Annotated in this window: 13 protein-coding genes; 4 read left to right on the top strand and 9 right to left on the bottom strand. The window is 61.9% G+C overall.

Going from position 1 to position 13,506, the window contains the following annotated elements; translation table 11 throughout:
- Positions 1-6: 6 nt before the first annotated feature.
- The 6 genes from ilvC to mrcB form a co-directional block, all read right to left on the bottom strand.
- Complete coding sequence (ilvC, locus tag HU760_RS04440) at positions 7-1,023, bottom strand: ketol-acid reductoisomerase (RefSeq protein WP_013974255.1); 1,017 nt, start codon at positions 1,021-1,023, stop codon at positions 7-9.
- A 56-nt stretch (positions 1,024-1,079) separates the two neighbouring features.
- A complete protein-coding gene (gene ilvN / locus HU760_RS04435) occupies positions 1,080-1,571 on the bottom strand; it encodes an acetolactate synthase small subunit (protein WP_003250040.1) in 492 nt (163 codons plus the stop codon).
- A gap of 1 nt (position 1,572) precedes the next feature.
- Positions 1,573-3,297 carry an acetolactate synthase 3 large subunit gene (locus HU760_RS04430; RefSeq protein ID WP_170032692.1) on the bottom strand — a complete coding sequence of 575 codons (1,725 nt, stop codon included), beginning with the start codon at positions 3,295-3,297 and terminating at the stop codon, positions 1,573-1,575.
- A 408-nt stretch (positions 3,298-3,705) separates the two neighbouring features.
- Positions 3,706-4,038 (bottom strand): YqcC family protein, encoded by a 333-nt coding sequence (locus tag HU760_RS04425; RefSeq protein WP_186672938.1) that lies wholly within the window; start codon positions 4,036-4,038, stop codon positions 3,706-3,708.
- Positions 4,038-4,841, bottom strand: a complete 804-nt coding sequence (locus tag HU760_RS04420) for a tetratricopeptide repeat protein (protein WP_186672936.1) — start codon at positions 4,839-4,841, stop codon at positions 4,038-4,040. The genes HU760_RS04425 and HU760_RS04420 overlap by 1 nt, the downstream gene beginning before the upstream one ends.
- Positions 4,842-4,856: 15 nt before the next feature.
- On the bottom strand, positions 4,857-7,178 hold the full coding sequence (gene mrcB / locus HU760_RS04415) for a penicillin-binding protein 1B (RefSeq protein ID WP_170032698.1): 2,322 nt from the start codon (positions 7,176-7,178) through the stop codon (positions 4,857-4,859).
- 114 nt (positions 7,179-7,292) lie between these two features.
- Between mrcB and HU760_RS04410 the strand changes: the two genes are divergently transcribed.
- Positions 7,293-8,855 carry a bifunctional aminoglycoside phosphotransferase/ATP-binding protein gene (locus tag HU760_RS04410; protein ID WP_186672935.1) on the top strand — a complete coding sequence of 521 codons (1,563 nt, stop codon included), beginning with the start codon at positions 7,293-7,295 and terminating at the stop codon, positions 8,853-8,855.
- Between the two features lie 193 nt (positions 8,856-9,048).
- Complete coding sequence (locus tag HU760_RS04405) at positions 9,049-9,327, top strand: TfoX/Sxy family protein (protein WP_186672933.1); 279 nt, start codon at positions 9,049-9,051, stop codon at positions 9,325-9,327.
- Positions 9,328-9,509: 182 nt separating this feature from the next.
- On the opposite strand, the gene HU760_RS04400 is transcribed toward HU760_RS04405, so the two are convergent.
- A complete protein-coding gene (locus HU760_RS04400; protein WP_186672931.1) occupies positions 9,510-10,394 on the bottom strand; it encodes a ChaN family lipoprotein in 885 nt (294 codons plus the stop codon).
- Positions 10,395-10,623: 229 nt separating this feature from the next.
- Here HU760_RS04400 and HU760_RS04395 point away from each other — a divergent pair, with 229 nt between their 5' ends.
- Positions 10,624-10,968, top strand: a complete 345-nt coding sequence (locus HU760_RS04395) for a Rieske (2Fe-2S) protein (protein WP_186672929.1) — start codon at positions 10,624-10,626, stop codon at positions 10,966-10,968.
- On the opposite strand, the gene sfsA is transcribed toward HU760_RS04395, so the two are convergent.
- Both sfsA and HU760_RS04385 read right to left on the bottom strand, forming a co-directional pair.
- A complete protein-coding gene (sfsA, locus tag HU760_RS04390) occupies positions 10,931-11,644 on the bottom strand; it encodes a DNA/RNA nuclease SfsA (protein WP_186672927.1) in 714 nt (237 codons plus the stop codon). The two genes, HU760_RS04395 and sfsA, sit on opposite strands and share 38 nt — an antisense overlap.
- Positions 11,644-12,816 carry a pyridoxal phosphate-dependent aminotransferase gene (locus tag HU760_RS04385; RefSeq protein WP_186672925.1) on the bottom strand — a complete coding sequence of 391 codons (1,173 nt, stop codon included), beginning with the start codon at positions 12,814-12,816 and terminating at the stop codon, positions 11,644-11,646. Before HU760_RS04385 ends, sfsA begins: the two co-directional genes overlap by 1 nt.
- A gap of 210 nt (positions 12,817-13,026) precedes the next feature.
- On the opposite strand from HU760_RS04385, the gene dksA reads away from it, so the two are divergent.
- Positions 13,027-13,470: an RNA polymerase-binding protein DksA gene (gene dksA, locus HU760_RS04380; RefSeq protein ID WP_003259209.1), complete on the top strand. Its 444-nt coding sequence runs from the start codon at positions 13,027-13,029 to the stop codon at positions 13,468-13,470.
- Positions 13,471-13,506 lie beyond the last annotated feature (36 nt).

Raw genomic sequence — 13,506 nt, 5'->3', positions numbered from 1 at the left:
ACAGACTCAGTTCTTGGTCTTGTCGACGATTTTGTTGGCCGAGATCCACGGCATCATCGAACGCAGCTGCTCGCCGATGATTTCGATGCCGTGAGCGGCGTTGTTGCGGCGCTTGGCGGTCATCGATGGGTAGTTGGTAGCACCTTCGGAGATGAACATCTTCGCGTACTCGCCGTCCTGGATGCGCTTCAGGGCGTTGCGCATGGCCTTGCGGGATTCTTCGTTGATGACTTCCGGACCGGTAACGTACTCACCGTACTCGGCATTGTTGGAGATCGAGTAGTTCATGTTGGCGATGCCGCCTTCGTACATGAGGTCAACGATCAGCTTCAGCTCGTGCAGGCACTCGAAGTAGGCCATTTCCGGGGCGTAGCCAGCTTCGACCAGGGTTTCGAAACCAGCTTTGACCAGCTCGACGGTACCACCGCACAGAACAGCCTGCTCGCCGAACAGGTCGGTTTCGGTCTCGTCCTTGAAGGTGGTTTCGATGATGCCGGTACGGCCGCCACCAACGCCCGAAGCATAGGACAGCGCGACGTTCTTGGCGTTGCCGGAAGCGTCCTGGTAGATAGCGATCAGGTCAGGGATGCCACCGCCTTTGACGAACTCGGAACGAACGGTGTGGCCAGGAGCCTTCGGCGCGATCATGATCACGTCGAGGTCGGCACGCGGAACCACCTGGTTGTAGTGGATCGAGAAGCCGTGGGAGAAGGCCAGGGTAGCGCCCTTCTTGATGTTCGGCTCGATTTCCTGCTTGTACAGCTGGCCCTGGAATTCGTCCGGGGTCAGGATCATGACCAGGTCGGCAGCAGCGACGGCGGAGGCAACGTCGGTCACTTTCAGGCCATGGGCTTCTGCCTTGGCGACGGTGGCCGAACCTTTACGCAGACCGATGGTGACATCTACACCGGAGTCCTTCAGGTTGCACGCCTGAGCGTGGCCCTGGGAACCGTAACCGATGATGGCGACTTTCTTACCCTGGATGATGGAAAGGTCGCAGTCTTTATCGTAGAAAACTTTCATGGAAATACCCCTGGTTATATCTCGGCCCCTGCGGAGCCATCGCTAATTTGTGGAATTCAGATGCTGAGCACTTTGTCGCCACGGGCAATGCCGGTAACGCCGCTGCGCACGGTTTCGAGAATCGATGCAGTGCCGATCGCCTGGATGAAGCTGTCCAGTTTGTCGCTGGTGCCGCTCAGCTGCACGGTGTACACGCTGGCGGTGACGTCGACGATCTGGCCACGGAAGATGTCCGTGGTGCGCTTGATCTCGGCGCGTTGAGCCCCGGTAGCCTTGACCTTGACCAACATCAGTTCACGCTCGATGTGAGCGCTTTCCGACAGGTCGACAAGCTTGACCACTTCGACCAGCTTGTTCAGGTTCTTGGTGATCTGCTCGATCACTTCGTCATGGCCAACGGTAGTCAGCGTCAGACGCGACAGGGTCGGGTCTTCGGTCGGCGCCACGGTCAGGCTTTCAATGTTGTAGTTACGCTGGGAGAACAGGCCGACCACGCGGGACAACGCACCAGGTTCGTTTTCCAGCAGCAGGGAAATGATGTGCCGCATATCAGGTACGCTCCGTCTTGCTCAGCCACATGTCACGCATCGAGCCATCCTTGATCTGCATCGGATAGACGTGCTCGCTGCGGTCAACCGCGATGTCGATGAATACCAGGCGGTCCTTCATCGCAAACGCTTCTTCCAGCTTCGGCTTGAGGTCCTTCAGGCTGGTGATGCGGATACCCACATGGCCATAGGCCTCGGCCAGCTTTATGAAGTCAGGCAGCGACTCGACATACGAGTGCGAGTGACGACCGTTGTAGGACATGTCCTGCCACTGACGGACCATACCCAGCACACCGTTGTTCAGGTTGACGATCTTTACCGGCAGGCCGTACTGCATGCAGGTGGACAACTCCTGGATATTCATCTGGATGCTGCCTTCGCCAGTCACGCAGGCCACGTCCTGGTCCGGGAAGTTGAGCTTGACGCCCATCGCCGCCGGGAAGCCGAAGCCCATGGTGCCCAGGCCACCGGAATTGATCCAGCGGTTCGGCTTGTTGAAACGGTAGTACTGCGCCGCGAACATCTGGTGCTGGCCGACGTCGGAGGTGACGAAGGCGTCGCCATGGGTCACTTCGCACAGGGTCTCGATGACCTTCTGCGGCTTGATGACGTTGCCGTCGCCCTTGTCGTAAGGGAACAGCTCGCCATTGCCACGCCATTCATCGATCTGCTTCCACCAAGCATCCAGCGCCGCCTTGTCAGGCTGCTCGCCGATTTCCTTGAGGATGCCGAGCATCTCGCTGAGGACGCTGTCGACCGGGCCGACGATCGGCACGTCGGCCTTGATCATCTTGGAGATCGACGCCGGGTCGATGTCGATGTGAATGATCTTGGCGTTCGGGCAGAACTTGGCCGGGCCGTTCACCACGCGGTCGTCGAAGCGGGCGCCAACGGCAAAGATGACATCGGCATGATGCATCGCCATGTTGGCAGTGAAGCTGCCGTGCATGCCGAGCATGCCGAGGAACTGGCGATCAGTACCCGGGAAGCCACCGAGGCCCATCAGGGTATTGGTGACCGGCAGGTTCAGCGACTTGGCGATTTCGGTCAGGGCTTCGGAGCCACCACCGAGAATCACGCCGCCGCCGGAGTAAACCACCGGGCGCTTGGCGGCCAGCAGCATCTCCGCTGCCTTGCGGATTTGCCCGGAATGGCCACGAACGGCCGGGCTGTAGGAGCGCAGCTTGACCTTTTTCGGGTAGACGTATTCGAACTTCTCGGCCGGGTTGGTCATATCTTTTGGAATGTCGACCACGACCGGACCTGGGCGACCGGATTGCGCCAGGTAGAATGCTTTTTTCAGAACTTCCGGGATTTCGCTGGCATGTTTGATCATGAAGCTGTGCTTCACGATTGGCCGCGAAATACCGATCATGTCGGTTTCCTGGAAGGCATCGGTACCGACCATGGTGCTGGGCACCTGGCCAGACAGGATGACCATCGGAATCGAGTCCATGTAGGCAGTGGCAATACCGGTAATGGCATTGGTCGCACCAGGCCCGGAAGTCACCAGCACCACACCGGCCTTGCCGGTGGCGCGGGCGTAGCCGTCCGCCATATGGGTAGCTGCCTGCTCATGACGAACCAGGATGTGCTCGACTTCCGGTTCCTTGAACAGTGCGTCGTAAACATGCAGGAGAGCACCACCAGGGTACCCGTAGATGTGCTTAACGCCTTCGTCACGCAAGAAGCGGACGACCATCTCAGCGCCAGATAAAAGCTCCACGTTGTTCACCTCTAAAACGCCAGAATACCGCCCTCAATGGACGGGTCTTAATAGGTTTACTGCCAAGCAGAGCATGAGCGAACGTCAGCACTGACTGAGCAAGTATTGGGAGCGCCCCAGAGTGTTGCGGGGTTTTCCCACCCAGCGCGAGGTAACGCGTTGCGGGGTGTAACAGGTCGGCGCGGGTGTGCGCCTCATGATCTGCTTAGCGGGTCTGCTTCTGGCAGTCCCTCTACAGCGGAGATTGGATTCTTCTGATTCGGCACCAACAAGTCAAGAAAAATTATTGCCAATTTTTCCTCAAGATGAATTCTTGCCACCACTAAAAATCGCTTCAGCAGCAGAATTAATAAGATTTCCATAAAAAAGGGCCACAATCTGTGGCCCTTGAAGGAAAAACTGAAGAAATCAGGCGGAAGGAGCAATCAATTGATCGAAAGCTGCCAACAGGCGGCGAAGCTCGCGGCTTTGTTCCGGCCGATCGGTAAATACGGTTTCGGCCATGACCAGGATGCTCGAAGCATTGGGCAGCGGCTGGCCCAGCTCGATGATGATCTTCATGCGTGGCAGGAAGATCCATTGCAGCCACTGCTCGAAACTGAGGGTATCGACGGCGAACGGCACGGTGCTGGCCAGTGCTTCGTCGCTTGGCGCCTCGGCATCCCACCAGCCCTGCACTTGCAGCTCACGCTCGATCAGCATCAGGTGGTCGGCAATATCCAGAATGCGTTGCTCGACCATCACAGGTTGACCCGAGCCTTTTGCCGGGCCAGGGCAGCACCAGCGCTGTCACCCTGCTTTTCCCGGGCCTGGGCGATGGTGTTCCACAGCTCGGCCTGCAGGCTCGGGCGGCCGTTGGCATAAGTCAGGGCGCGGCGCGCCAGCTGCTCGGCCTGCGGCGCATCACCTTGTGACAGGCGCACCTGGGCCAGGCGATACAGCACTTGCGGCTCGCGCGGGGCAATGCGCTGCGCACGCTCCAGGCTGGAAGCAGCACCATTGAAGTCACCGCTGCCCTGCTGCGACTGCGCAGTAGTCAGCAATGCCAGTACCGGACCGTCCAGCTGTTCATCGGCCGATAGTCCGCCTGCAGCGGCACCGCTACGCGGGATACCGGTCGGGGCGCCGGTGCTCTGCGGAGCGCTGTTCATCGCAGCGATGTCGAAGGGTTCGTCGGCGATCGGGTTAGGATTGGTGGTCATCGGCGCCGAACTGACCGACCCGGTCGTGATCGGCCCCGGCGTGATCGGCGAGGTGCTGATCGGCGCCGGCCCGTTGGCCGCCGGGAATGTCTGGATGCTGGAGGCACCGGCACCCTGCGGGATCATTACGGTGACGCCGGAATCCTCAGGCAGCGTCTGTGCTTGCGCGGTGCCCGCGTTATAGCCACCCGCAGAGCGGTTGGCCGTCACGCGCTCGCTATTGGACACGCGGGTGCTCGAGTCGACCACCGGAATATTGCCGCGCGGGACACTGGCACACCCCTGGAGCACAGCCAGCGCCGTCACGGCAGGAAACAGCCACTTGTTCACGTCACACCTCATCAATGCAGCCTGTGCTTAATTCATCCAGCCTTTGACCCAGTCCATGACCGATTCAACTGGATCCTGCTCGCCGCCACAGGTCGCACCGGCGGGCGGTTCACTCCCGCGAATATACGGCATCTGCACCGCTCCCGGACAGCTGCCATCAGACCCATGGCCACTGTATGGGTCAATCCAGGCCTGTACCACGTTATCCGGTTGCGGCATGTCCAACGGCAGCGGGTCGGCCTTCTTCATGAAGCTGGTCCATACCTGCAGGGCACCGGTCGCGCCGGTGAAAGGCGTTTTGCCGTTGTCGTCCCGGCCCATCCACACCACGGCCAGCAGGTCCTGGCTGAAACCGGAGAACCAGCTGTCACGCGAGTCATTGCTGGTACCGGTCTTGCCCGCCAGGGTCAAGGTGCGCGGCAGGGTGTTGTATACCGAACGGCCGGTACCTTCGCGCATCACCCGCTGCATGGCGTTCTGTACCAGGTAGATAGCCCCCGGGTCGAAAGTCTGCTGGATCTGGAACGGGTAGCGTTTGAGCGGCTCGCCTTCGGCGGTGAGCACGCTGCGAATACCACGCATTGGCGTATTGAAGCCACCGTTGGCGATGGTCTGGTACATGGTCGCAACCTGCATCGGCGACATGCCGCCGGCGCCCAGCAGCATGGCCGGGAAGGCTGGCCAGTCGACATTCACGCCCAGCCGGCCAATGGTCTTGATCACGTTGGGCACGCCGACTTCCAGACCGATCTTGGCGGTCGACAGGTTGTAGGAGTTGGCCAGCCCCTGGTACAGGTAGATGGTGCCGTGCGGGCGGCGGTCGTAGTTCTGCGGCCGCCAGACCTGGCCGTCGGCACCTTTGACCGAGAATGGCTCGTCCTGCACCCAACTGGTCAGTGTGTACTTGGTCGGTTGCTCCAGCGCCGTCAGGTACACCGCCGGCTTGACCAGCGAGCCGATTGGGCGCACGGCATCGATGGCACGGTTGAAGCCAGCGAAGCCGGCCTGACGGCTGCCGATCAGCGCCTGCACTTCACCGGTTTCCGGGTTGGTCACGACCATTGCCGACTCGACATCGTCAGCCCCCTTGCGGCCCGCCAGGCGCTTGAAGGTCTCGCTCATCGAGGCCTCCGCCTTCATCTGCAGGATCGGGTCGAAACTGGTGAAGATGCGCAGGCCTTCTTCGGTCAAGTCTTCATCGCGGTAGTCCTGGCGCAGCTGACGCTTGACCAGGTCGAGGAATGCCGGGAACGAGCTGTCGGCGAGGCTGCCGCGCTTGGTCACACCCAGCGGCATCTTCTTCGCTGCATCCACTTCTGCCTGGCTGGCCACACCCTGTTCGGCCACCAGGTCGAGTACCAGGTTGCGGCGCGCGAGGGCGCGCTCGGGGTAACGTCGCGGGTTGTAGTAGGACGGCCCCTTGACCATACCTACCAGCAAGGCGATCTGGTGCAGTTTCAGCTCCGACAGCGGCTGGCTGAAGAAGAACTGGCTGGCCAGACCGAAACCGTGCACCGCACGCTGACCGTCCTGGCCGACGAACACTTCGTTGAGGTAGGCCTCGAGGATCTCACGCTTGTCGTAATGCAGCTCCAGCAGCACGGCCATCATGGCTTCGGTCAGCTTGCGGCTGAGGCTGCGCTCGCTGGTGAGGTAGAAGTTCTTCACCAGCTGCTGGGTCAGGGTACTGCCGCCCTGACGCATCGAGCCGGCCGACGTGTTGACCCACACGGCGCGTGCGATGGACTTGGGCGACACCCCGAAGTGGCTGTAGAAATCACGGTCTTCGGTAGCCACCAGGGTTTCGAGCAGGTACTTGGGCACCTGGTCGATCTTGATCAGGATGCGGTCTTCGAGGTTTTTCGGGTAGATGCCGCCGATCATCAGCGGCTCCAGACGCACCACATCGAGCGCCTTGCCGTTGGCCCCGGAAAGGCCCGCCACGTAGTCGCCCGAGAAGCGCACCCGCACGAACTGTGCCGGCTCCATGCCCTCGTAGAACTGGAAGCCCCGGGTGTTGAGGTCGACCGTATTGCCATTGACCGATGCCGCGCCGGGGCCGTTGACCGCACTTTCACGCCGATAGCCGAGCGCATCCAGCTCGGTGAGGAAGTCGTCCTTGCTCAGCTTCTGCCCGGTGAACAGCTCCAGCGGCCGTGCATACACCTTGGCCGGGATGGTCCAGCGCTTGCCAGAGAACTTTTCCTGGACGACGGCATCGAGGTAAACCGCGAAGCCGGCAACGATCACCAGGCCGACCAGGCTGAGCTTCAAGGCCCAGCCCAGCCAGGCGCGAGAGCGGCCGGTCGGGCGTTTCTGAGGGGTACGGGGATTTCGGGTTCGAGTCATGGCGGCGGATTATACGCACTTTATAGAGGCTGGGCAGACGGCCCGGCGGTAGGCAGGGGCGGCACCATTGACCATAATGGCGCATTCGAATTCCCTGCCCCGGAAGGATTTCCCGTGAGCCAAGCCCTTATTGCTGCACTGCAGAACCCTGCCCTGTACTCTCACCCCGTGGAGGGGTTCCAGCTCATCGAGACGCATATCTCCTGGGTTCTGCTCACTGGCGAGTATGCCTACAAGATCAAGAAGCCGATGAACTTCGGCTTCCTCGATTTCACCAGCCTGGACCAGCGCCGGCATTTCTGTAACGAAGAATTGCGCCTGAACCAACGCCTTACCGACGGCCTGTACCTGGAAGTGCTGCCGATTACCGGCAGCGTCGAGGCGCCGCAGATCGGTGGTGAAGGCGAAGCCATCGAATACGTGCTGAAGATGCGCCAGTTCCCCCAGGGGCAGATGCTCAACACCTTGCAGGCCAATGGCGAACTGAACGCAGCACACATCGACCAGATGGCCCGGCAGATCGCCGAGTTCCACCTGCAGGCTCCCCGCGTGCCGGTAGAGCATCCTCTGGGCACGCCGGAAAGCGTGATGGCGCCCGTGGAACAGAACTTCGAGCAGATCCGCCCATTCCTCAGCGACAAGGCCGACCTGCAACAGCTCGAGGCCCTCGCAGCCTGGGCTCGCAGCAGCTTCGAGCGCCTGCATGGCCTGCTGGAAAAGCGCAAGGCCAACGGTTTCATCCGCGAATGTCACGGTGACATTCACCTCGGCAATGCCACCCTGATCGATGGCAAGGTGGTGATCTTCGACTGCATCGAGTTCAACGAACCGTTCCGCCTGACCGACGTCTACGCCGACACCGCTTTCCTGGCCATGGACCTGGAAGACCGCGGCCTGAAGTGCCTGGCCCGGCGCTTCATCAGCCAGTACCTGGAACTGACCGGTGACTACGAAGGCCTCGAGCTGCTCAACTTCTACAAAGCCTACCGCGCGCTGGTACGGGCCAAGGTGGCGTTGTTCAGCATGCCGGCCAACGCCGATGGCGTGCAGCGTGCAACCACCCTGCGCACCTACCGCAACTACGCCAACCTGGCAGAAAGCTACAGTGCCATCCCGTCGCGCCTGCTGGCCATTACCCATGGAGTTTCGGCGGTGGGCAAAAGCCACGTCGCCATGCGCATGGTCGAGGCCCTGGGCGCTGTCCGCGTGCGCTCGGACGTCGAGCGCAAGCGCCTGTTTGGCGAGCAGCAGCAGGCCGACGCGGGCCAGCTGAGCAGTGGCATCTATGCCCAGGACGCCAGTACCGCGACGTACCAGCGCCTGCACGAAGTAGCAGCAACCGTGCTGCGCGCCGGCTTCCCGGTAGTGTTGGATGCCACCTACCTCAAACATGAGCAGCGCCAGGCTGCAGCCGATGTCGCCAGCCAGACCGGCGTGCCGTTCCTGATCCTGGACTGTCATGCACCGGACGCGGTCATCGCCAGCTGGCTTGAGCAGCGTCAGGCCGAAAGCAACGATCCATCGGATGCCACCCTGGACGTGATCAAGGCCCAGCAGGCCAGCCGTGAGCCACTGGATGCGCAAGAGATGGCCCAGAGCAAACGCGTCGATACCCAGGATGCCGGCAGCATGGACCAGCTGATCGAACAGGTCCGCCAGCGCTTGCCAGGGCTGTAGGTTCAGCCTTTACCTGTACCGGCCTCTTCGCGGGCGCAGCCGTGAAGAAGTCGGTACAGGCCGCATGCCCCTAGGGCATCTCGTCGCACCCAATGGCAAAAGGCCGCGCATTTCATAACCCCCGCTACACTCCATCTCTGACCTGCTCGCGATTTATCCCCCATGACCCGTTCAGCCATCGCAAGGAGGCTCGATGAACGATGAATTGCAGCATCTGAAGAACCTTGGCAAGACCTCTGCGCAGTGGCTGCATGCAGCGGGCATCCACAGTGCATCGGATCTGCGACGCCTGGGCGCGGTGGGTGCATACCAGGCCGTGAAGACGCGAGGGTTTCGTGCATCCAAGGTGCTGCTGTACGCCATTGAAGGCGCGCTTCTGGACATGCACTGGAACGATTTGCCGCTCGAACGCAAAGAAGCGCTCAACCAGCAGCTGGACGCAAAATGCCCAACGCAAAAAAATCCGAAATAATCGGGAAAAGGGATTGACCTCGAAATGAGAATCGTTATGATTATCACAACTGGTCGCGAGACCGGTTGGATAAGCTAAGAGCCCCTGGTTCGGACTCTCAGATTATCTCCTCATCAGGCTAATCACGGTTTTTGACCCGGCAGTTTGCCGGGTCTTTTTTTGCCAGTGGCTTTTTTCCCGGACTAACGTCGCATCTGCGCGCAGTAGTCCTGCTCCGGCGTCGCCGCCGTATACCACGCATAGTCCGCCTCGGTCGCCTCGACCCGGTCGCCCGCTTCCGCCAGTACCAGCACCATGCTTTCTCCTTGCGCGCCCAGGTCAGCCAGGTGCAACGGCACACCCAGGTCCTTGCGTACGTGATAGGCCCCGGCAAATAGCAGCGCCGGCTGCGGCGCCGCCAGCAAGCGCTCGGCCATGCGCCGGTCACGCTGCTGTTGCACAGCCAGCATCGCGGGCAACTGGCTTTCCGGCAGCATCCCGCAGTGCCCGGCCCGCACATGCTCCAGCAGGGCAGCCTTGACCGCTGGTGCGTTGGAGCGCTCGCCGCGCAACGAAGCCGGCTGCCGATAAGCCTGGCGCATCTCGGCGGTTGAAAGGTTGGCTGCCAGCAAAGGCACGTACTGCTGCAGGGCCTCGGTGATGATCGGCCCATACAACTGCCAATCCCATCCGTCCTGCCAGGCCAGGGCCTCGGGCAGGTCTGCCGGCAGCGGTTGCCCGGCAAGCTTGTCCACCAACGGTTGTTGCTCGGGTTGCAGCATTTCCAGCAGCAGGCTGCCCTGCGCTCGCTGGTCTTGCAGGGCGCGAAGCAGCCATAGTTGCAGTGCGTGGTGGTCGGGGTTGTCGTGTTTTTCACCCACCAGCACCCGTGGGGCGGTATACAGGCGCTGCAGCAGTTGCTCAGGGCTGATCAACTGGCCGCTGGCAAGCTCGACGATGTGCCCCAGTTCGGCATGGCTGCGCCTTTCACTGCTCTGCCAGGCGGGCAGCGGCGGCAGGCTGGCCTGGCAGCCACCCAATGCCAGCATCAGGTACAGCGAGAAACCAGACAGCAGCGGATGACGCATGGGAGTACCTCTTGTTCATGGCATGTGCATGCACCTGCCTTCAGCGCTGTGGGTGCACGGCAGTCTCGGGCAGACCAGCTCTGGTTTCCTTCCACTGGCTGGCCGCGCGCCTTGTAGCCGGCGGCGGAACTGCGCACCATAGGCAACCGGGCGCAACCCATGCGGGCGATTGGAAAATCACTCGCCTTGGTGCGTCAGGCTACCATTGGCTTCACGGGTCATCCCTGCCATGCACTTCCTTTGTAGCTCCCAAGGCCTGGCCGAAGGCCAAAGCCGCGCCTTCAGCGTAGACGGCATCGAACTGTTCGGCGTGCGTCGCCAGGGCCAGGTGCATCTCTACCACAACCGGTGCCCGCACCGTGGCATCCCGCTGAACTGGGCCGAAGATGAATTTCTCGACGACAGCGCCAGCCTGATCCACTGCGCCCATCATGGTGCGCTGTTCCTGATCGAAAGCGGCGAATGCGTGGCCGGGCCCTGTGAGGGCAGGCAATTGCAGGCCCTGGGCTGCCACGAAGACAGCCAGGGCATCTGGCTCAAGGCCCCAGCAGCACGGGCAGACGGCGGTCGATGACGACACCTGCGGCGTCCAGGCGCGTGCCATAGGCGAGCACTTCCACACCGTCCGCCACTGCGCTACGCAGGGCCTGGGTATAGGCTGCGTCGATTTCCTCGGCTGGGCGCACGGCGTCGATGCCGGTCAGGTTCACACAATACAACTGCACGGCCCGCACGCCGTGCCGGGCCAGTTTCGCCAACTCGCGCAGGTGTTTGGCACCGCGCTGGGTTACCGCATCCGGAAACGCCGCGACCAGGCTGCCGGGGTAGCCAAGGGTCACGCTCTTGACCTCGACATAGGCCGGGGCACCGTCGAAATCCAGGCGAAAGTCGATGCGGCTGCCTTCCTCGCCATAGGGCACTTCACGCTTGAGTGCAGTAAAACCGGCCAGTTCGGCGATGACACCGGCACGCAGGGCTTCTTCCACCAGCCCGTTGGCTCGCCCGGTATTCACGCAGGCCAGCCGCCCCTGCGGGGTTTCGCTGATTTCCCAGGTGCCCGGCAGCTTGCGCTTGGGGTCGTTGGAACGGCTGAACCACACCTGCCCGCCTTCATGCATGCAGTTGAGCATGGAGCCAGTGTTCGGGCAGTGGATGGTCAGTTGTTCGCCGCTGGCCAGTTCGATGTCTGCCAGAAAGCGCTTGTAACGGCGCAGCAGGCGGCCCTGTTCGAGTGGAGGAAAGAACTGCATCAGCCTTGCCAGCTCCGCAGGCCACGGGCAATCCGCTGCACAGCCTCTTCCAGACGCGGCAAACTCTGAGTGTAGGCAAAGCGCACATGGTGGCCGGCCAGATGACGTCCGAAGTCCAGGCCCGGCGTGAAGGCCAGGTGTTCGGTCTCCAGGAAGTGCCGGCAGAAGGCGAAGGCGTCACCGCCAAACGCACTGATGTCAGCATACAGGTAGAACGCCCCCTGCGGTTCGACAGCAATGCGGAAGCCCAATTCGCGCAGGGCGGGCAACAGGTAGTCGCGGCGGCGGGCGAACTCGGCGCGGCGCTCCTCGAAAATGGCCAGGGTTGCGGGCTGGAAACACGCCAGCGCGGCATGCTGGGCCATGCTCGGCGCGCTGATGTACAGATTTTGTGCCAGTTTCTCCAGGTCGGCCACCGCACCAGGAGGCGCCACCAGCCAGCCAAGGCGCCAACCGGTCATGCCGAAATACTTGGAAAAACTATTCAGGACGAATGCCGAGTCGTCCACTTCCAGCACGCTGGGAGCGTCCATGCCATAGGTCAGCCCGTGGTAGATCTCGTCCACCACCAGATGGCCATGTCGTTCACGGGTGGCGCGGGACAGGCTGGCCAGCTCGTCACGCCCCAGCACGGTGCCAGTCGGGTTGGCCGGCGAGGCGACCAGGGCACCGACCGTGTCCTTGTCCCAGTAGCGGCCGACAAGGTCGGCGGTCAGCTGGTAATTCACCTCCGGGCCCACCGGCACCAGCTGCGCCCCACCCTCGACCAGGCGCAGGAAGTGGCGGTTGCACGGGTAGCCTGGGTCGGCCAGCAGCCAGTGCTTGCCTGGGTCTACCAGCAAGCTGCTGGCCAGCAGCAGCGCACCGGAGCCCCCCGGGGTGATGAGGATGCGTTCAGGGTCGACACTCAGGCCGTAACGCTGGCCATAGAACCCGGCAATGGCTTCGCGCAGTGCCGGCAGGCCGCGTGCGGCGGTGTAGCGGGTGTGCCCGGCGGCCAATGCTGCCTGGCCGGCGGCAACGATGGGCGCGGCCGTGGTGAAGTCCGGCTCGCCGATTTCCAGGTGGATCACGTCGTGTCCGGCCGCCTGCAGCTCGTTGGCCCGGGCCAGCAGCGCCATGACGTGGAAGGGTTCGATGGCGCGGCTGCGCGCACTGTAGGGGTGGGCCATGACCTTCTCTCAATTGGGTCTAAACTGGAGATTCTACCTCTGCACGCCACCGAACGTGCGGCTCAGGCCGCTGTCAATTACCAGGATCGGGCGGGGTAGCGCACCCCCGATCTATCTGGTAAGTTCGGCGGCTCGCAGTCGCAGGGCCGGCGGGTGCCGGAGATGGAGCAGCCTGCGCATTGGATCAGATGAGTGAGAGGCGGTCTATTCATGTCCACCGTAGAAAAGCAAAAAGCCCAGACCATGTACGGTGTCGAGCCCTACGTAGAATCCAAAGGTGAAGAGTACATGGGCGAGCCCATGAAGAAGCACTTCACCAAGCTTCTCGGCGCCTGGAAGCAAGAGCTGATGACCAGTGTGGACCGCACTGTGGACCACATGAAGGACGAGGCAGCCAACTTCCCCGACCCGGCCGACCGTGCCAGCCAGGAAGAAGAATTCGCCCTGGAGCTGCGCAACCGCGATCGCGAGCGCAAGCTGATCAAGAAAATCGACAAGACCCTCGACAAGATCAAGGCCGACGAGTACGGCTGGTGCGAATCGTGCGGCATCGAGATCGGCCTGCGTCGCCTGGAAGCCCGCCCTACTGCGGACCTGTGCTTCGACTGCAAGGAAATCGCCGAGAAAAAGGAAAAGACGGTCGGCAAAGGCTGATCTTTCTTTCCACCTGAACGGGGCGCATCATGCGCC

This window comes from Pseudomonas oryzicola, assembly GCF_014269185.2.
Classification (GTDB): Bacteria; Pseudomonadota; Gammaproteobacteria; order Pseudomonadales; family Pseudomonadaceae; genus Aquipseudomonas; species Aquipseudomonas oryzicola.
Note: the sequence above shows the minus strand (reverse complement) of the source record. Positions and strands in the feature narration are given on the sequence as shown.

Excerpts from the sequence above, each read along its gene's own strand:
- HU760_RS04420 (WP_186672936.1), bottom strand. The coding sequence starts at position 4,841 with ATGAGGTGTGACGTGAACAAGTGGCTGTTTCCTGCCGTGACGGCGCTG.
- dksA (WP_003259209.1), top strand. The coding sequence starts at position 13,027 with ATGTCCACCGTAGAAAAGCAAAAAGCCCAGACCATGTACGGTGTCGAG.
- mrcB (WP_170032698.1), bottom strand. The coding sequence starts at position 7,178 with ATGACTCGAACCCGAAATCCCCGTACCCCTCAGAAACGCCCGACCGGC.
- HU760_RS04400 (WP_186672931.1), bottom strand. The coding sequence starts at position 10,394 with ATGCGTCATCCGCTGCTGTCTGGTTTCTCGCTGTACCTGATGCTGGCA.
- HU760_RS04405 (WP_186672933.1), top strand. The coding sequence starts at position 9,049 with ATGAACGATGAATTGCAGCATCTGAAGAACCTTGGCAAGACCTCTGCG.
- HU760_RS04425 (WP_186672938.1), bottom strand. The coding sequence starts at position 4,038 with ATGGTCGAGCAACGCATTCTGGATATTGCCGACCACCTGATGCTGATC.
- HU760_RS04385 (WP_186672925.1), bottom strand. The coding sequence starts at position 12,816 with ATGGCCCACCCCTACAGTGCGCGCAGCCGCGCCATCGAACCCTTCCAC.
- HU760_RS04395 (WP_186672929.1), top strand. The coding sequence starts at position 10,624 with ATGCACTTCCTTTGTAGCTCCCAAGGCCTGGCCGAAGGCCAAAGCCGC.
- ilvC (WP_013974255.1), bottom strand. The coding sequence starts at position 1,023 with ATGAAAGTTTTCTACGATAAAGACTGCGACCTTTCCATCATCCAGGGT.
- ilvN (WP_003250040.1), bottom strand. The coding sequence starts at position 1,571 with ATGCGGCACATCATTTCCCTGCTGCTGGAAAACGAACCTGGTGCGTTG.
- sfsA (WP_186672927.1), bottom strand. The coding sequence starts at position 11,644 with ATGCAGTTCTTTCCTCCACTCGAACAGGGCCGCCTGCTGCGCCGTTAC.